The 16,792-nt window shown below is 61.3% G+C and carries 29 protein-coding genes; all 29 read left to right on the top strand.

Annotated features, from left to right (window positions below; all coding sequences use genetic code 11):
• Positions 1-54 precede the first annotated feature (54 nt).
• The 29 genes from rpsG (at position 55) to rpsM (ending at position 16,783) form a co-directional block, all read left to right on the top strand.
• The gene (gene rpsG, locus AC2EBS_RS11985) at positions 55-525 is read left to right on the top strand and encodes a 30S ribosomal protein S7 (protein ID WP_484728650.1); all 471 of its coding nucleotides are present in this window, start codon (positions 55-57) and stop codon (positions 523-525) included.
• Between the two features lie 69 nt (positions 526-594).
• The gene (gene fusA / locus AC2EBS_RS11990; RefSeq protein ID WP_484728651.1) at positions 595-2,697 is read left to right on the top strand and encodes an elongation factor G; all 2,103 of its coding nucleotides are present in this window, start codon (positions 595-597) and stop codon (positions 2,695-2,697) included.
• 175 nt (positions 2,698-2,872) lie between these two features.
• Positions 2,873-4,063, top strand: a complete 1,191-nt coding sequence (tuf, locus tag AC2EBS_RS11995; RefSeq protein WP_484728639.1) for an elongation factor Tu — start codon at positions 2,873-2,875, stop codon at positions 4,061-4,063.
• Positions 4,064-4,151: 88 nt separating this feature from the next.
• Positions 4,152-4,463: a 30S ribosomal protein S10 gene (gene rpsJ / locus AC2EBS_RS12000; protein WP_056194266.1), complete on the top strand. Its 312-nt coding sequence runs from the start codon at positions 4,152-4,154 to the stop codon at positions 4,461-4,463.
• A 264-nt stretch (positions 4,464-4,727) separates the two neighbouring features.
• Complete coding sequence (rplC, locus tag AC2EBS_RS12005) at positions 4,728-5,399, top strand: 50S ribosomal protein L3 (RefSeq protein ID WP_484728652.1); 672 nt, start codon at positions 4,728-4,730, stop codon at positions 5,397-5,399.
• Positions 5,399-6,019 carry a 50S ribosomal protein L4 gene (gene rplD / locus AC2EBS_RS12010; RefSeq protein WP_484728653.1) on the top strand — a complete coding sequence of 207 codons (621 nt, stop codon included), beginning with the start codon at positions 5,399-5,401 and terminating at the stop codon, positions 6,017-6,019. The genes rplC and rplD overlap by 1 nt, the downstream gene beginning before the upstream one ends.
• Positions 6,016-6,330 (top strand): 50S ribosomal protein L23, encoded by a 315-nt coding sequence (gene rplW / locus AC2EBS_RS12015; protein WP_484728654.1) that lies wholly within the window; start codon positions 6,016-6,018, stop codon positions 6,328-6,330. Before rplD ends, rplW begins: the two co-directional genes overlap by 4 nt.
• On the top strand, positions 6,331-7,155 hold the full coding sequence (rplB, locus tag AC2EBS_RS12020) for a 50S ribosomal protein L2 (protein ID WP_484728655.1): 825 nt from the start codon (positions 6,331-6,333) through the stop codon (positions 7,153-7,155).
• Between the two features lie 12 nt (positions 7,156-7,167).
• The gene (gene rpsS, locus AC2EBS_RS12025; RefSeq protein ID WP_484728656.1) at positions 7,168-7,446 is read left to right on the top strand and encodes a 30S ribosomal protein S19; all 279 of its coding nucleotides are present in this window, start codon (positions 7,168-7,170) and stop codon (positions 7,444-7,446) included.
• An 11-nt stretch (positions 7,447-7,457) separates the two neighbouring features.
• Positions 7,458-7,787, top strand: coding sequence for a 50S ribosomal protein L22 (rplV, locus tag AC2EBS_RS12030; RefSeq protein WP_484728657.1), 330 nt, complete (start codon positions 7,458-7,460; stop codon positions 7,785-7,787).
• A 16-nt stretch (positions 7,788-7,803) separates the two neighbouring features.
• Entirely contained in the window at positions 7,804-8,661 is an 858-nt protein-coding gene (rpsC, locus tag AC2EBS_RS12035) for a 30S ribosomal protein S3 (RefSeq protein WP_484728658.1), read from the top strand.
• Positions 8,662-8,663: 2 nt separating this feature from the next.
• Positions 8,664-9,083, top strand: a complete 420-nt coding sequence (gene rplP / locus AC2EBS_RS12040) for a 50S ribosomal protein L16 (protein WP_484728659.1) — start codon at positions 8,664-8,666, stop codon at positions 9,081-9,083.
• 12 nt (positions 9,084-9,095) lie between these two features.
• Entirely contained in the window at positions 9,096-9,296 is a 201-nt protein-coding gene (gene rpmC, locus AC2EBS_RS12045) for a 50S ribosomal protein L29 (RefSeq protein WP_484728660.1), read from the top strand.
• On the top strand, positions 9,293-9,562 hold the full coding sequence (gene rpsQ / locus AC2EBS_RS12050; protein ID WP_397534346.1) for a 30S ribosomal protein S17: 270 nt from the start codon (positions 9,293-9,295) through the stop codon (positions 9,560-9,562). Before rpmC ends, rpsQ begins: the two co-directional genes overlap by 4 nt.
• A 172-nt stretch (positions 9,563-9,734) precedes the next feature.
• Positions 9,735-10,247, top strand: a complete 513-nt coding sequence (locus tag AC2EBS_RS12055; protein WP_484728661.1) for a redoxin family protein — start codon at positions 9,735-9,737, stop codon at positions 10,245-10,247.
• A 235-nt stretch (positions 10,248-10,482) separates the two neighbouring features.
• Positions 10,483-10,851, top strand: a complete 369-nt coding sequence (gene rplN / locus AC2EBS_RS12060) for a 50S ribosomal protein L14 (RefSeq protein ID WP_173805738.1) — start codon at positions 10,483-10,485, stop codon at positions 10,849-10,851.
• A gap of 26 nt (positions 10,852-10,877) precedes the next feature.
• Positions 10,878-11,195: a 50S ribosomal protein L24 gene (rplX, locus tag AC2EBS_RS12065; protein ID WP_484728662.1), complete on the top strand. Its 318-nt coding sequence runs from the start codon at positions 10,878-10,880 to the stop codon at positions 11,193-11,195.
• A gap of 10 nt (positions 11,196-11,205) precedes the next feature.
• On the top strand, positions 11,206-11,745 hold the full coding sequence (rplE, locus tag AC2EBS_RS12070) for a 50S ribosomal protein L5 (protein ID WP_484728663.1): 540 nt from the start codon (positions 11,206-11,208) through the stop codon (positions 11,743-11,745).
• A gap of 8 nt (positions 11,746-11,753) precedes the next feature.
• Positions 11,754-12,059, top strand: coding sequence for a 30S ribosomal protein S14 (rpsN, locus tag AC2EBS_RS12075; RefSeq protein WP_397534350.1), 306 nt, complete (start codon positions 11,754-11,756; stop codon positions 12,057-12,059).
• A 23-nt stretch (positions 12,060-12,082) separates the two neighbouring features.
• Positions 12,083-12,478, top strand: a complete 396-nt coding sequence (gene rpsH, locus AC2EBS_RS12080) for a 30S ribosomal protein S8 (protein WP_484728664.1) — start codon at positions 12,083-12,085, stop codon at positions 12,476-12,478.
• Between the two features lie 19 nt (positions 12,479-12,497).
• Positions 12,498-13,031 (top strand): 50S ribosomal protein L6, encoded by a 534-nt coding sequence (gene rplF, locus AC2EBS_RS12085; RefSeq protein WP_484728665.1) that lies wholly within the window; start codon positions 12,498-12,500, stop codon positions 13,029-13,031.
• Positions 13,032-13,042: 11 nt separating this feature from the next.
• Positions 13,043-13,408, top strand: coding sequence for a 50S ribosomal protein L18 (gene rplR, locus AC2EBS_RS12090; protein WP_484728666.1), 366 nt, complete (start codon positions 13,043-13,045; stop codon positions 13,406-13,408).
• An 18-nt stretch (positions 13,409-13,426) separates the two neighbouring features.
• A complete protein-coding gene (gene rpsE / locus AC2EBS_RS12095; protein ID WP_484728667.1) occupies positions 13,427-13,945 on the top strand; it encodes a 30S ribosomal protein S5 in 519 nt (172 codons plus the stop codon).
• Between the two features lie 19 nt (positions 13,946-13,964).
• The gene (rpmD, locus tag AC2EBS_RS12100) at positions 13,965-14,147 is read left to right on the top strand and encodes a 50S ribosomal protein L30 (protein ID WP_484728668.1); all 183 of its coding nucleotides are present in this window, start codon (positions 13,965-13,967) and stop codon (positions 14,145-14,147) included.
• Positions 14,148-14,174: 27 nt separating this feature from the next.
• A complete protein-coding gene (rplO, locus tag AC2EBS_RS12105; protein ID WP_484728669.1) occupies positions 14,175-14,606 on the top strand; it encodes a 50S ribosomal protein L15 in 432 nt (143 codons plus the stop codon).
• A gap of 20 nt (positions 14,607-14,626) precedes the next feature.
• The gene (secY, locus tag AC2EBS_RS12110; protein WP_484728670.1) at positions 14,627-15,937 is read left to right on the top strand and encodes a preprotein translocase subunit SecY; all 1,311 of its coding nucleotides are present in this window, start codon (positions 14,627-14,629) and stop codon (positions 15,935-15,937) included.
• A gap of 48 nt (positions 15,938-15,985) precedes the next feature.
• Positions 15,986-16,204, top strand: a complete 219-nt coding sequence (infA, locus tag AC2EBS_RS12115; RefSeq protein ID WP_009855680.1) for a translation initiation factor IF-1 — start codon at positions 15,986-15,988, stop codon at positions 16,202-16,204.
• Between the two features lie 60 nt (positions 16,205-16,264).
• Positions 16,265-16,378 carry a 50S ribosomal protein L36 gene (rpmJ, locus tag AC2EBS_RS12120; protein WP_182665043.1) on the top strand — a complete coding sequence of 38 codons (114 nt, stop codon included), beginning with the start codon at positions 16,265-16,267 and terminating at the stop codon, positions 16,376-16,378.
• 39 nt (positions 16,379-16,417) lie between these two features.
• The gene (rpsM, locus tag AC2EBS_RS12125) at positions 16,418-16,783 is read left to right on the top strand and encodes a 30S ribosomal protein S13 (RefSeq protein ID WP_484728671.1); all 366 of its coding nucleotides are present in this window, start codon (positions 16,418-16,420) and stop codon (positions 16,781-16,783) included.
• Positions 16,784-16,792 lie beyond the last annotated feature (9 nt).

The following is a 16,792-nucleotide window of genomic DNA, read 5'->3' on the forward strand; positions in this document are numbered from 1 at the left end:
CCAGGGTGGTCGGACGTGAGTCGCCGCCAACTGAAGCAATAAAGGAAGATTCCCATGCCACGTCGTCGCGAAGTACCCAAGCGCGAGATCCTGCCTGATCCGAAGTTCGGTTCGGTGGACCTGTCCAAGTTCATGAACGTCATCATGGAATCGGGCAAGAAGGCCGTCGCCGAGCGCATCATCTACGGTGCCCTCGACCAGGTCGAGAAGAAGGCCGGTAAGGATCCGCTGGAAGTGTTCCTGACCGCGCTGAACAACGTGAAGCCCATGGTCGAAGTGAAGTCCCGCCGCGTGGGCGGTGCGAACTACCAAGTTCCCGTGGAAGTTCGTCCCGTCCGCCGGATGGCTCTGGCCATGCGCTGGCTGAAGGAATCGGCCCGCAAGCGCGGTGAGAAGTCGATGGCGCAGCGTCTCGCGAACGAGCTGCTGGAGGCTGCAGAAGGCCGCGGTGGCGCAATGAAGAAGCGCGACGAAGTGCACCGCATGGCTGAAGCCAACAAGGCGTTCTCGCACTTCCGCTTCTAAACCACCTCGTTCCAGCCGCCGCGGGTTTGTACCAGCCCGCTGGCGGCTCAATGCATTTGGAGTGACACCATGTCCCGCAAGACCCCCATCGAGCGCTACCGCAATATCGGTATCTCGGCGCACATCGATGCCGGCAAGACCACGACGACTGAGCGCATCCTTTACTACACCGGTGTGAACCACAAGATCGGTGAAGTGCACGACGGCGCGGCCACCATGGACTGGATGGAGCAGGAGCAAGAGCGCGGCATCACCATCACGTCGGCCGCGACGACCTGCTTCTGGAAGGGTATGGACCTGTCCTACCCTGAGCACCGCTTCAACATCATCGACACCCCTGGCCACGTGGACTTCACCATTGAGGTGGAGCGTTCCATGCGCGTGCTGGACGGTGCTTGCATGGTCTATTGCGCTGTGGGCGGCGTGCAGCCCCAGTCGGAAACCGTCTGGCGCCAGGCCAACAAGTACAAGGTGCCTCGCCTTGCGTTCGTCAACAAGATGGACCGCACCGGCGCGAACTTCTTCAAGGTCGTTGACCAGATGAAGACTCGCCTGAAGGCCAACCCCGTGCCTATCGTGATCCCCATCGGCGCCGAAGAGAACTTCAAGGGCGTGGTGGACCTGCTCAAGATGAAGGCCATCCTGTGGGACGAGGCTTCCCAGGGCATGAAGTTCGAGTATCACGACATCCCGGCTGACCTGGTCGACACGGCCAACGAGTGGCGCGAGAAGATGGTCGAGGCGGCTGCCGAGGCCAGCGAAGAGCTGATGAACAAGTACCTCGAGTCGGGTGAGCTGACCGAGGAAGAGATCAAGCTGGCGCTGCGCACCCGCACAATCGCCACCGAGATCCAGCCGATGCTGTGCGGCACCGCCTTCAAGAACAAGGGCGTGCAGCGCATGCTCGACGCGGTGATCGACTTCCTGCCTTCGCCGGTGGACATCCCTCCGGTTGAGGGTACCGACGAGTCCGGCGCCGTCGTGTCTCGCAAGGCCGATGACAGCGAGAAGTTCGCCGCCCTGGCGTTCAAGCTGATGACCGACCCGTATGTCGGCCAGTTGACCTTCGTGCGCGTCTACTCCGGCGTGCTGAAGTCCGGCGACTCCGTCTTCAACCCGATCAAGGGCAAGAAGGAGCGTATCGGCCGTATCCTCCAGATGCACGCCAACCAGCGCGAGGAAATCTCCGAGATTCTGGCCGGCGACATCGCTGCTTGCGTGGGCTTGAAGGAAGTCACCACCGGTGAGACGCTGTGCGATCCGGACGCGATCGTGACGCTGGAAAAGATGGTCTTCCCCGAGCCGGTGATCTCGCAGGCTGTCGAGCCCAAGACCAAGGCTGACCAGGAGAAGATGGGTATCGCCCTGGGCCGTCTGGCCAAGGAAGACCCGTCCTTCCGTCTGCGCACCGACGAAGAGTCGGGTCAGACCATCATCTCGGGCATGGGCGAGCTGCACCTGGAAATCATTGTCGACCGCATGAAGCGCGAGTTCGGCGTGGAAGCCAACGTCGGCAAGCCGCAGGTGGCCTATCGCGAAACCATCCGCAAGACCGCCACCGATGTCGAAGGCAAGTTCGTGCGCCAGTCGGGCGGTAAGGGCCAGTACGGTCACGTCGTGCTGACGGTCGAGCCGCAGGAGCCGGGCAAGGGCTTCGAGTTCGTCGACGCAATCAAGGGCGGCGTGGTGCCGCGCGAGTACATCCCGGCGGTCGAGAAGGGCGTTATCGACACCCTGCCGAATGGCGTGCTGGCCGGCTATCCGGTGGTGGACGTGAAGGTCACGCTGACCTTCGGTTCCTACCACGATGTGGACTCGAACGAAAACGCGTTCAAGATGGCGGCATCGATGGGTTTCAAGGAGGCATGCCGCCGTGCGAGCCCGGTGATTCTCGAGCCCATGATGGCCGTCGAGGTCGAGACGCCGGAAGACTATGCTGGTACTGTGATGGGCGACCTCTCGAGTCGTCGCGGCATGGTGCAAGGCATGGACGACATGCCTGGCGGCGGCAAGGTCATCAAGGCCGAGGTGCCGCTGTCGGAAATGTTCGGCTACTCGACGTCGCTGCGTTCTGCGACGCAAGGCCGCGCCACCTACACGATGGAGTTCAAGCACTACGCTGAAGCTCCGAAGAACGTGGCCGACGCGATCATCACCGCGCGCGCCAAGTAATCAAGCGAGTCGTGTGAGTTGCAGTGTCGGCGGCCGAGGTCGTCGACACTGCTTCAAAATGAATCTGGAAACGTCTTCATCGACGCTCTGCCCGGCCGCCAGTCGTCGGGAACAGCAGGCGCGATGGAAACGCTAAACCAACAGGCTGGCAACCGCTCTTTCCTGGAGATTTGAAATGGCAAAAGGCAAGTTTGAACGTACCAAGCCGCACGTGAACGTGGGCACGATTGGTCACGTTGACCATGGCAAGACCACGCTGACCGCTGCGATCGCGACGGTGCTGGCTGCCAAGTTCGGCGGCGAGGCGAAGAAGTACGACGAAATCGACGCGGCTCCCGAAGAGAAGGCGCGTGGCATCACGATCAACACCGCACACGTTGAGTACGAGACGGCCAACCGCCACTACGCTCACGTGGACTGCCCGGGCCACGCCGACTACGTGAAGAACATGATCACGGGTGCCGCCCAGATGGACGGCGCAATCCTGGTTTGCTCGGCCGCTGACGGCCCGATGCCCCAGACCCGCGAGCACATCCTGCTGGCACGTCAGGTCGGTGTGAAGTACATCATCGTGTTCCTGAACAAGTGCGACATGGTGGATGATGCCGAGCTGCTGGAGCTGGTGGAAATGGAAGTCCGCGAGCTGCTGAGCAAGTACGACTTCCCTGGTGACGACACCCCGATCATCAAGGGCTCGGCCAAGCTGGCGCTGGAAGGCGACAAGGGCGACCTGGGTGAGGCTGCCATCATGCGCCTGGCTGATGCGCTGGACACCTACATCCCGACGCCTGAGCGTGCCATCGATGGCGCGTTCCTGATGCCGGTGGAAGACGTGTTCTCGATCTCGGGTCGCGGCACCGTGGTGACCGGCCGTGTCGAGCGCGGCATCGTGAAGGTTGGCGACGAAATCGAAATCGTCGGCATCCGTGCGACCGCCAAGACCACCTGCACGGGCGTGGAAATGTTCCGCAAGCTGCTGGACCAGGGGCAGGCTGGCGACAACGTCGGTATCCTGCTGCGCGGCACGAAGCGCGAAGAAGTCGAGCGCGGCCAAGTGCTGTGCAAGCCTGGTTCGATCAAGCCGCACACGCATTTCACCGCTGAGGTGTATGTGCTGAGCAAGGAAGAGGGCGGCCGCCACACCCCGTTCTTCAACAACTACCGTCCGCAGTTCTACTTCCGTACCACGGACGTGACGGGCGCGGTTGAGCTGCCGAAGGACAAGGAAATGGTCATGCCTGGCGACAACGTCAGCATCACCGTGAAGCTGATCGCCCCGATCGCTATGGAGCAAGGTCTGCGCTTCGCCATCCGCGAAGGCGGTCGTACCGTCGGCTCGGGCGTGGTCGCAACCATCCTCGAGTAATTCTTTTGCGTGACCGACCCGGGCCCATCCGGTCCGGGTCTCACTCATCTCGCGGCCCCGATGCCGCTCGCTCTTTGAAGGAACAGTCATGCAAAAGCAAAAGATCCGCATTCGTCTGAAGGCGTTCGACTACAAGCTGATCGACCAGTCCGCACTGGAGATCGTCGAGACCGCCAAGCGTACCGGCGCGATCGTCAAGGGCCCCGTGCCTCTGCCGACCCGCATGGAGCGCTTTGACATCCTGCGTTCGCCGCACGTCAACAAGACTTCGCGCGACCAGTTCGAGATCCGCACCCACCAGCGCCTGATGGACATCGTCGATCCGACCGACAAGACGGTCGACGCGCTGATGAAGCTCGACCTGCCCGCCGGCGTCGACGTGGAAATCAAGCTGCAGTAAAGCGACCCGCAGCCCGTGTTGAGGGCAGTGTCGATAAGGGCAATCTCCGGATTGCCCTTATTCATTGGGCGCAACGGCCCAGGGCTTGCGGCAAGTCCCGCTGCCAAGCTATACTCGCTGCTTTTCCGCGCAAGGCATCCGCCGTGCGCGGGTTTCGCGCATCGCGAGCAGGGCTGAAAAGCTCGGCACGTGGTGCAGAGTCAGCCCGGCCAATCGATGTCGGGTGTGTGTAAATGGCCCTCCCAAGAGGGCTGGAGAAGAACCATGAGTCTTAGCAATCGTCTCGGATTGCTGGGCCGCAAGGTGGGCATGATGCGCATCTTCACGGACGATGGCGACGCCATTCCCGTGACCGTGCTGGACGTGTCCAACAACCGCGTGACCCAGGTCAAGACCGAAGAGACCGACGGCTACAGCGCCATCCAAGTGGCGTTCGGTGCGCGCAAGGCTTCGCGCGTCACCAAGCCGGAAGCTGGCCACCTCGCCAAGGCGGGCGTCGAAGCTGGCGAAATCCTCAAGGAATTCCGTGTCAGCGCTGAAATCGCTGCCGAGTACAAGGCTGGCGCACAGCTGCCGGTGACCTTGTTCGCGGCTGGCCAGCTGGTCGATGTGCAGGGTACTTCGATCGGCAAGGGCTTCACCGGCACCATCAAGCGTCACAACTTCGGTTCGCAGCGCGCCTCCCACGGTAACAGCCGCTCGCACAATGTGCCCGGCTCGATCTCGATGGCGCAGGACCCGGGTCGTGTTTTCCCTGGCAAGAAGATGTCGGGCCACCTGGGCGACGTGACCGTGAGCGTGCAGAACCTGGACATCGTGCGCGTTGACGAAGCTCGTCAACTGCTGCTGGTCCGCGGCGCTGTGCCGGGCGCCAAGAACGGCCATGTGGTCGTGCGGCCTGCCGTCAAGGTCAAGATCAAGAAAGGAGCCAACTGATGCAGCTCGAGCTCCTGAATGAACAGGGTCAGGCCACCGCCAAGGTGGACGCGCCTGATACCGTCTTCGCTCGCGACTACAACGAAGCGCTGGTGCACCAGGTCGTCGTGGCCTATCAGGCCAACGCCCGTCAAGGCACGCGCGCTCAGAAGGACCGCGAACAGGTCAAGCACTCGACCAAGAAGCCTTTCCGTCAGAAGGGTACCGGCCGCGCACGTGCCGGTATGACCTCGTCGCCGCTGTGGCGCGGGGGCGGTCGGATCTTCCCGAACATGCCTGACGAGAACTTCTCGCACAAGCTGAACAAGAAGATGTATCGCGCCGGCATGGCCGCGATCCTCTCGCAGCTGGCTCGCGAAGGTCGTCTGGCGGTGGTTGACTCGATCAACCTGGAAGCGCCCAAGACCAAGCTGCTGGCTGCCAAGTTCAAGGCCATGGGCCTGGACAGCGTGATGCTGATCGCCGACGAAGTCAGCGACAACCTCGCCCTGGCCTCGCGCAACCTGGCCAACGTGCTGGTGGTCGAGCCCCGCTACGCCGATCCGCTGTCCCTCGTCTTCTACAAGAAGGTGCTGGTGACCAAGGCGGCGATGGAGCAACTCAAGGAGATGCTGGCATGAGCGCCCCGAAGTTTGCAGAAGGCCGTCTGGCCCAGGTGCTGCTGGCTCCCATCGTGTCCGAGAAGGCTACGCTGGTCGCCGAGAAGCACAACCAAGTGCTGTTCAAGGTGTTGCGCGACGCCACCAAGCCCGAGATCAAGGCCGCCGTCGAGGCGATGTTCAAGGTCGAGGTCGAGTCGGTGTCCGTCGTGAACGTCAAGGGCAAGGTCAAGCGCTTCGGCCGTTCCATCGGCCGCCGCGACCACGTCAAGAAGGCGTATGTGTCGCTGAAGCCGGGCCAAGAGCTCAACTTCTCCGGGGAGGCTGCGTAAATGGCCATCGTCAAAGTAAAGCCGACCTCGCCTGGCCGCCGTGCCGTGGTGAAGGTGGTGCACAAGCACCTGCACAAGGGCGCCCCCGAGGCCTCCCTGCTGGAGCCGCAAAAGCAGAAGTCGGGCCGTAACAACAACGGTCACATCACGATGCGCCACAAGGGCGGTGGTCACAAGCACCACTACCGCGTGGTCGACTTCCGTCGCAACAAGGATGGCATTCCGGCCAAGGTCGAGCGCATCGAGTACGACCCCAACCGTACGGCCCACATCGCTCTGGTGTGCTATGCCGACGGCGAGCGTCGTTACATCATCGCTCCGCGCGGCCTGGAAGTGGGTTCCACCATCGTGAGCGGCGCCGAGGCGCCGATCAAGGCCGGTAACGCGCTGCCGATCCGCAATATCCCGGTGGGTTCGACCATCCACTGCGTCGAGATGCTGCCCGGCAAGGGTGCGCAGATCGCTCGCTCGGCTGGTACCTCGGTCGTACTGATGGCCCGCGAAGGTACCTACGCTCAGGTTCGCCTGCGCTCGGGTGAAGTCCGCAAGATCCACATCGACTGCCGCGCCACGATCGGCGAGGTCAGCAACGAAGAGCACAGCCTGCGCCAGTACGGCAAGGCCGGTGCGATCCGTTGGAAGGGTATCCGTCCGACCGTTCGCGGTACGGCGATGAACCCGGTGGATCACCCGCACGGTGGTGGTGAAGGTCGCACCGGTGAGGGCCAGGCGCCTGTGTCGCCGTGGAACACCCTCACGAAGGGCTACCGCACTCGCAACAATAAGCGCACGCAGACGTTCATCGTCTCGCGTCGCAAGAAGTAAGGGGTAGACCAAATGGCTCGTTCCCTCAAAAAGGGTCCCTTCGTGGATCACCACCTGATGGCGAAGGTCGACAAGGCCGTTGCCAACAAGGACAAGAAGCCCATCAAGACCTGGTCGCGCCGTTCGACGATCCTGCCCGAGTTCATCGGTCTGACGATCGCTGTCCATAACGGCAAGCAACACGTGCCGGTCTATGTGTCTGACCAAATGGTCGGTCACAAGCTGGGCGAATTCGCGCTGACCCGTACCTTCAAAGGCCACCCGGCTGACAAGAAGGCTGGGAAGAAATAAGGACTGAGACGATGGAAACCCGTGCAATCGTTCGCGGTGTCCGCCTGTCGGCCGACAAGGGTCGGCTGGTGGCTGACCTGATCCGCGGCAAGAAGGTGGACCAGGCGCTCAACATCCTGGAGTTCACCCAGAAGAAGGCGGCCCTCATCATCAAGAAGGCGCTGGAAAGCGCCATCGCCAACGCCGAACACAACGACGGCGCTGATATCGATGAGCTGAAAGTCACCTCGATCTATGTGGAGCAAGGCGCCACGCTGAAGCGTTTCTCTGCGCGCGCCAAGGGCCGCGGCAACCGCATTAGCAAGCCCACGTGCCACATCTTCGTGTCGGTCGGCAACTGAAGGCTGAAGGAAGACTATGGGACAGAAAATTCATCCGACCGGCTTCCGTCTGCCTGTCACCCGTAACTGGGCTTCGCGCTGGTACGCGAACAACCAGAACTTCGCCACGATGCTGGCCGAGGATCTGAAGGTTCGCGACTACCTGAAGGCCAAGCTGAAGAACGCTGCAGTCTCGCGCATCCTGATCGAGCGTCCTGCCAAGAACGCCCGCATCACGATCTTCTCGGCTCGTCCGGGCGTCGTGATCGGCAAGAAGGGCGAGGACATCGAGAACCTGAAGGCCGAACTGACCAAGCGTCTGGGTGTGCCGGTGGCCGTGAACATCGAGGAAGTGCGTAAGCCCGAAATCGATGCTCAGTTGATCGCCGACTCGATCACCCAGCAGCTCGAGAAGCGCATCATGTTCCGCCGCGCCATGAAGCGCGCCATGCAGAACGCGATGCGTCTGGGCGCCCAGGGCATCAAGATCATGTCCGCAGGCCGTCTGAACGGTATCGAAATCGCCCGTACCGAGTGGTACCGCGAAGGCCGTGTGCCGCTGCACACGCTGAAGGCCGACATCGACTATGGCTTCTCCGAAGCCAAGACGACCTACGGCGTCATCGGCGTGAAGGTGTGGGTCTACCGTGGTGACCGCCTGGCCAATGGCGAGGCTCCGGTGATCAACACGCCGGCTGGTGCCGAAGACGACCGCCGTCCTCGCCGCAACGCCCGTCCGGGCGCTCCGGGTGGCCGTGGCCGCCCCGGTAGCGACCGTGGCCCGCGTGATGGTGCAGATAAGCCCGCTGACGTCGCTGCTGGCGACGCAGCCAAGCCCTCCGCTAAGCGCGTGGTCCGCAAGGCCCCCGCTGCCGGTGAGGCCAAAGGAGAATAAGCATGCTGCAACCTGCTCGTCGCAAGTACCGCAAGGAGCAAAAGGGTCGTAACACCGGTGTAGCGACCCGCGGTGCTGCCGTTTCGTTCGGCGACTTTGGCCTGAAGGCCACCGAGCGCGGCCGCCTGACGGCTCGCCAAATCGAAGCTGCCCGTCGTGCGATCTCGCGCCATATCAAGCGCGGCGGTCGTATCTTCATCCGCATCTTCCCGGACAAGCCGATCTCCCAGAAGCCTGCCGAAGTCCGTATGGGTAACGGCAAGGGCAACCCGGAGTACTACGTGGCTGAAATCCAGCCTGGCAAGGTGCTCTACGAGATCAACGGTGTGCCGGAAGCCCTGGCTCGCGAAGCGTTCACGCTGGCTGCTGCAAAGCTGCCGCTGCGTTGCACCTTCGTGGCGCGCATGGGTACCGCCGCCTGATTGGAGAACACCATGAAAGCATCCGAACTGCGTGGCAAGGACGTCGCTGCCCTCGAGAAGGAAGTGACGGACCTGCTCAAGGCCCACTTTGGCCTGCGCATGCAAAAAGCTACCCAGCAGCTGACCAATCACTCGGTCCTGGGCAAGACCCGTCGCGACATCGCTCGCGTGAAGACGGTCTTGGCCGAGAAGAAGAAGGGAGCCGCGAAATGACGCAAGCTCAAGAGAAGAACACGCGCACCCTGGTCGGTCGTGTCGTCAGCGACAAGCGCGCCAAGACCGTGACCGTTCTGGTCGAGCGTCGCGCCAAGCATGAGCTGTACGGCAAGATCGTCGCCCGTTCCCGTAAGTACCATGCCCATGACGAGAAGGGCGAGTACAAGATGGGTGACGTGGTCGAGATCGCCGAAGGCCGTCCTCTGTCGAAGACGAAGAATTGGGTGGTGACGCGTCTGGTCGAGAAGGCGCAAGTCGTCTGATCCATCGGGGCAAGTAACCGCCGCGCAAGCAGGGCATTGCCTCGCTAGCGTACTGACGGTCGGATCGCTGGGATACTGGCGGCCGACCGTTTTTCTTTAGTCGCCACGATCGGTGCTGCACTGATGCGCCTGAGGCAGTGGTCGTCATCAATCGCTAAACGAGGAGCTCATCATGTTGAAAGTGGGAGATCGCTTGCCTGCAGGTTCGCTGCAGGAATTCGTCGAGGTCGAGGGCAATGGTTGCAGCATTGGTCCGAATACCTTTGATGTGCTTGGTGCGACCGCCGGGAAGACCGTTGTGATCTTCGGTTTGCCAGGTGCTTACACGCCCACATGCTCTGCCAAGCATGTGCCGGGCTATGTTGAGAAGGCCGAAGCGCTGCGTGCTGCTGGGGTCGATGAGATCTGGTGCGTCTCCGTCAACGATGCCTTCGTGATGGGGGCGTGGGGCCGAGAGCTGAAGACTGCCGGCAAGGTCCGCATGATGGCGGATGGCAGTGCGGACTTTGCCAAGGCGACGGGATTGACGCTGGACCTGAGCTCCCGAGGTATGGGCTTGCGCTCCCAGCGCTACTCGATGCTGGTCAAGGATGGCGTCGTTAAGCAGCTTAATGTCGAGGGGCCCGGCAAGTTCGAGCTCAGCGACGCCGACACCATGCTGGCGCAGGTCAAGGCTGCTGGCTGATTAATCTATCTCGTTGGTTTGCGTAAGCGGCCGCTTGACAGCGGCTGCCTGCGCAAGCATAATTGCAAGCTTCGCCGAAAGCTGTGCCTGCTTATCAGCAGGTTGCGGGTTCGGATTCGCCCTCAAATGCCGGGTTGAGGCCTTCGGGTCAAGATTCGGTCTACGGGCCCAAGACTGACCGCAGAGGTTGTCGCGATGGTCGCGAGAGCTTGTGCGGGAAAAGTTGGGGACAGACATGATTCAAATGCAATCGCGACTCGATGTCGCGGACAACACTGGCGCCAAGTCCGTCATGTGCATCAAGGTGCTTGGTGGTTCCAAGCGTCGCTATGCCGGCATTGGTGATGTCATCAAGGTCAGCATCAAGGAAGCTGCTCCGCGTGGCCGCGTCAAGAAGGGCGAGGTCTATAACGCTGTGGTCGTCCGCACCGCCAAGGGTGTGCGTCGCCAGGACGGTTCCCTGGTTAAGTTCGACGGCAATGCCGCCGTGCTGCTCAATGCCAAGCTGGAGCCTATCGGCACCCGCATCTTCGGTCCGGTGACGCGCGAACTGCGTACCGAGCGCTTCATGAAGATCGTGTCGCTGGCGCCTGAGGTGCTTTGAGCCTCGTCACAGTCAAAGGTACTGCCATGAACAAGATTCGCAAAGGCGACGAGGTCATCGTGCTGACCGGTCGCGACAAGGGCAAGCGCGGCACGGTGACGCAGCGCGTCGACGCCGATCACATCGTCGTCGAAGGCGTGAACGTGGTGAAGAAGCACGTGAAGCCGAACCCTCTGAAGGGCACGACTGGTGGCGTGGTCGACAAGACGATGCCGATTCATCAATCTAACGTGGCGATCTTCAACGCCGCTGCCGGCAAGGCTGATCGTGTGGGCGTCAAGGTGCTCGCGGACGGCAAGAAGGTGCGCGTGTTCAAGTCGACCGGCGAAGAGATCAAGGCTTAAGAGGTACGACATGGCTCGTTTGCAAGCGTTTTATCGCGAGAAGGTTGTGCCTGGCCTCGTCGAGAAGTTCGGCTACAAGTCCGTCATGGAAGTGCCGCGCATCACGAAGATCACGCTGAATATGGGCGTGAGCGAGGCGGTCGCCGACAAGAAGGTCATGGAGCATGCAGTGGGCGATCTGACCAAGATTGCTGGCCAGAAGCCTGTGGTGACCAAGTCGAAGAAGGCCATTGCCGGCTTCAAGATTCGTGACGGCGTGCCTATCGGCTGCATGGTCACCCTGCGCGGCGTGCAGATGTACGAATTCCTCGATCGCTTCGTGACCATCGCGCTGCCGCGCGTGCGCGACTTCCGCGGGATCTCGGGTCGCTCGTTCGATGGCCGTGGCAACTACAACATTGGCGTCAAAGAGCAGATCATCTTCCCGGAAATCGAGTACGACAAGGTCGATGCGCTGCGTGGTCTGAACATCAGCATCACGACCACCGCCAAGTCGGACGACGAGTGCAAGGCCCTGTTGGCTGCATTCAAGTTCCCCTTCAAGAACTGAGGTGACTCGTGGCAAAACTCTCGATCAAGCAGCGTGAGCTGAAGCGCGAACAACTGGTCGCCAAGTACGCGAAGAAGTACGCCGAGCTGAAGGCCATCATCGACGACTCGAAGAAGTCGGACGAAGAGCGTTATCTGGCTCGTCTGGAGCTGCAGAAGCTGCCTCGCAACGCCTACCCGACCCGTCTGCGCAACCGTTGCGAGTTGACCGGTCGCCCGCGCGGCACGTTCCGCAAGTTCGGCCTGGCCCGTAACAAGATCCGTGAACTGGCCTTCAAGGGCGACATCCCTGGTGTCGTCAAGGCCAGCTGGTAATCGGCAGGTTTAGGAGATTTCGTATGAGCATGAGTGATCCTATCGCCGATATGCTGACTCGCATTCGCAACGCCCAGAGCGTTGAGAAGGCCAGCGTCGTGATGCCTTCGTCCAAGCTGAAGGTTGCGATCGCCAAGGTCCTCAAGGATGAGGGCTATATCGACGGTTTCGCGATTCGCGGCGACGCTGCGCGTCCGGAGCTGGAGATCGCATTGAAGTACTACGCTGGTCGTCCGGTCATTGAGCGCATCGAGCGCGTCAGCCGTCCTGGTCTGCGTATCTACAAGGGCCGCCACGACATCCCGCAGGTTATGAACGGCCTGGGTGTGGCGATCGTCACGACGCCGAAAGGTGTGATGACCGACCGCAAGGCGCGTCAAGCCGGTATCGGCGGCGAAGTGCTTTGCTACGTCGCCTAATCGCAAGGAGAGGCAGACAATGTCCCGCGTTGGAAAAATGCCGGTCGCCGTCCCGCAAGGTGTGGACGTGACGATCTCCGCTGAGCAAATCAGCGTCAAGGGTGCCCAGGGTGCGCTGGTCCGTGCGGCCAATCCTCTGGTTACCGTCAAGAACGAAGGCGGCAAGCTGACCTTCGTTCCGGTAAACGATTCGGCCGATGCAGATGCGATGAGCGGCACGATGCGCGCTCTGGTGGCCAATATGGTCAACGGCGTCAGCAAGGGCTTCGAGAAGAAGCTGAACTTGGTTGGTGTGGGCTTCCGTGCCCAGGCCCAGGGTCAGAAGCTGAACCTGCAGATCGGTTTCTCTCACCCCGTGGTGAAGGACATGCCCGCCGGCATCAAGGTCGAGTGCCCGACCCAAACCGAGATCGTGATCAAGGGTGCGGATCGCCAAGTGGTCGGCCAGATCGCTGCTGAGGTTCGCGCGATCCGTCCGCCTGAGCCGTACAAGGGCAAGGGCATCCGCTACGCCGAAGAAAAGGTCTCCCTCAAAGAGACCAAGAAGAAGTAAGGAGCTGCGCCATGATGACGAAGAAAGAACAGCGCCTGCGCCGCTCGCGTCAGACTCGTGCACGCATCGCCGTGCAGCGCGTCGCGCGCCTGACGGTGTTTCGCTCCAACCTGCACATTTACGCCAGCGTGATCTCCGAGGACGGTGGCCGTGTACTGGCCAGCGCTTCGACCGCCGAGAAGGAAGTCCGTGCTCAGCTGGGCGCCTCTGGCAAGGGTGGCAACGTCGCTGCTGCCACGCTGATCGGCAAGCGCATCGCCGAGAAGGCGAAGGCCGCTGGCGTCGAGAAGGTCGCTTTCGATCGCGCTGGTTTTGCGTACCACGGCCGTGTCAAGGCGCTGGCGGAAGCCGCGCGCGAAGCTGGTCTGCAGTTCTGACGCATTAAGGATCTCGAAATGGCAAAGTTTCAACCCCGCGCTCAGGCTGAAGGCAACGACGACGGCCTGCGCGAGAAGATGATCGCGGTGAACCGCGTGACCAAGGTGGTGAAGGGCGGCCGTACGCTGAGCTTCGCTGCGCTGACCGTGGTTGGTGACGGCGATGGCCGCATCGGCATGGGCAAGGGCAAGGCCAAGGAAGTGCCGGTTGCGGTGCAGAAGGCCATGGAATCGGCCCGCCGCAACATGTTCAAGGTCAATCTGAAGAACGGTACCGTCCACCACAACGTGGTCGGTGAGCACGGCGCTTCGCGTGTCATGCTGGCACCGGCACCGACCGGTACCGGCGTGATCGCTGGCGGCCCGATGCGTGCCGTCTTCGAGGTGATGGGCGTGACCGACATCGTGAGCAAGAGCCACGGTTCGACCAACCCGTACAACATGGTCCGCGCCACGCTGGACGCGCTCAAGCGCTCCACCACCGCTGCGGAAGTCGCTGCCAAGCGCGGCAAGACGGTTGAAGACCTCTTCAACTGACCGCGCAACGGAGAGACAAATGTCTGACAAGAAAACTCTGACGGTCAAGCTGGTTCGCAGCCCCATCGGCTGCCGCGCTTCGCACCGCGCGACGGTGGTCGGTCTGGGCCTGCGCAAGCTCAATAGCACCCGCACCCTGGAAGACACGCCGGCAGTCCGCGGCATGATCAACAAGATCGCCTACCTCGTGCAGGTGCTGTAAAGCGTCGCACGAACAGAGGAAGAGAACATGCAACTCAATACCATCAAGCCCGCAGCTGGCGCCAAGCATGCCAAGCGCCGCGTTGGCCGTGGCATTGGCTCGGGTCTGGGCAAGACGGCCGGTCGCGGCCACAAGGGCCAGAAGTCCCGTGCCGGCGGTTACCACAAGGTCGGCTTCGAGGGCGGTCAGATGCCGCTGCAGCGCCGTCTGCCCAAGCGTGGCTTCAAGTCGCTGGCCCGTCCTTTCAATGCCGAAGTCACACTGAGCGATCTTCAGGCGTTGGTCGGTGACGAGATCGATCTGCTGACCCTGAAGGCTGTTGGCCTGGTGCCTGAGCTGACCAAATCGGTGAAGGTCATCAAGTCGGGTGAAATCAGCCGCAAGGTTACGCTCAAGGGAATGGGCGTGACGGCTGGTGCCAAGGCCGCGATCGAAGCTGCCGGCGGCACTGTCGCCTGATCGCTTTCGGGAACGCACGCGTGGCAACTACTGCAAACCAGCTGGCCAAGAGCGGCAAGTTCGGCGACTTGCGTCGCCGTCTTGTGTTTCTCCTGCTGGCTCTGGTCGTGTACCGCATCGGGGCTCACATTCCCGTGCCGGGCATTGATCCGGCCCAGCTCGAACAGCTCTTCAAGGGTCAGCAGGGTGGCATCCTGAGCCTGTTCAACATGTTCTCGGGTGGGGCCTTGTCGCGCTTCACCATCTTTGCGCTGGGCATCATGCCCTACATCTCGGCCTCGATCGTCATGCAGTTGATGACGTATGTGGTGCCGAGCCTGGAGGCGCTGAAGAAAGAGGGCGAGGCTGGCCGACGCAAGATCACCCAGTACACGCGATATGGCACCTTGGGCTTGGCGCTCTTTCAGTCGCTGAGCATTGCGCTTGCGCTTGAGAGTTCGCCTGGACTGGTGATCAGCCCGGGATTCGGATTCCGCCTGACCGCGGTTTCTAGCCTGGTTGCCGGAACGATGTTCCTGATGTGGCTCGGCGAACAGATCACAGAGCGAGGCCTTGGCAATGGCATCTCGATCCTGATCTTTGCAGGTATCGCTGCCGGTTTGCCCGGTGCGATCGGTGGGCTGATGGAGTTGGTCCGGACGGGAGCGATGAGCATCATTGCCTCGCTGTTCATCGTTGCCTTGGTGGTGCTGGTGACCTACGCTGTCGTGTTTGTCGAGCGTGGCCAGCGCAAGATCCTGGTGAACTATGCGAAGCGTCAGGTCGGCAACAAGGTGTACGGCGGTCAGTCGTCTCACCTGCCGTTGAAGCTGAACATGTCCGGGGTGATCCCGCCGATCTTTGCTTCGTCGATCATCTTGCTGCCGACTACGATCGTCAGCTGGTTTGCGACTGGAGATGGCTTGCGCTGGCTGAAGGATATTGCCGATGCATTGCGGCCCGGGCAGCCCATCTACGTGCTGCTTTATGCGGCGGCAATTGTCTTCTTCTGTTTCTTCTATACGGCCCTGGTGTTCAACAGCCGAGAGACCGCAGACAACCTGAAGAAGAGCGGCGCTTTCATCCCGGGTATTCGTCCGGGTGACCAGACTGCCAAGCACATTGACAGGATCCTTGGTCGACTGACCTTGGTCGGCGCTGTGTACATCACTGCGGTCTGTTTGCTGCCGGAGTTCCTGGTTCTGAAGTACAACGTTCCGTTCTACTTTGGCGGAACCTCGCTGCTCATCATCGTCGTTGTGACGATGGACTTCTGGGCACAGGTGCAGTCCTATGTGATGAGCCAGCAGTACGAGTCGCTGCTCAAGAAGGCCAACTTCAAGGCAGGCTGAAGAAGAGAGTAATCAAGAGATTCAACCAACACACAGCACGCAGCAGGCATGGCGAAAGACGATGTCATTCAGATGCAGGGTGAGATTCTGGAGAACCTACCCAATGCGACGTTTCGTGTGAAGTTGGAGAACGGGCACGTGGTTCTCGGCCATATCTCTGGAAAGATGCGCATGCACTACATCCGCATCCTCCCGGGAGATAAGGTGACGGTGGAACTGACGCCCTACGATTTGAGTCGTGCTCGCATCGTGTTCCGGGCGAAGTGAGCTGAGTGTTTCCCCGGACGCGCAATCAGAGCATTTAGTGAGTAGGTCAAGGAGCAGACCATGAAAGTTTCGGCATCCGTGAAGAAGATGTGCCGCAATTGCAAGATCATCCGTCGTCATGGCGTGGTGCGTGTGATCTGCACCGATCCGCGCCACAAGCAGCGCCAGGGCTGATAGCCGCGCACACGACACCGAGCGAATTAGAGGACGCACATGGCACGTATTGCTGGTATCAATATTCCGCCGCAAAAGCACACCGAGATCGGTCTGACTTCGATCTACGGTATTGGTCGTACGACCGCCCAGAAGATCTGTACCGCTTGCGGCATTCCTTTCGACAAGAAGGTGAAGGATCTGACCGACGGTGACCTGGAGAAGCTCCGGGAAGAAGTCGGCCGCCTGACCATCGAAGGCGATCTGCGCCGCGAGATGTCCATCAACATCAAGCGCTTGATGGACCTGGGCTGCTATCGTGGCTTCCGTCATCGTCGTGGTCTGCCGCTGCGCGGCCAGCGTACTCGCACGAATGCCCGCACTCGCAAGGGTCCGCGCAAGTCGGCGGCGACCGGCAAGAAGTGATTTGCGGCA

This window comes from Roseateles sp. T103 (assembly GCF_057219915.1).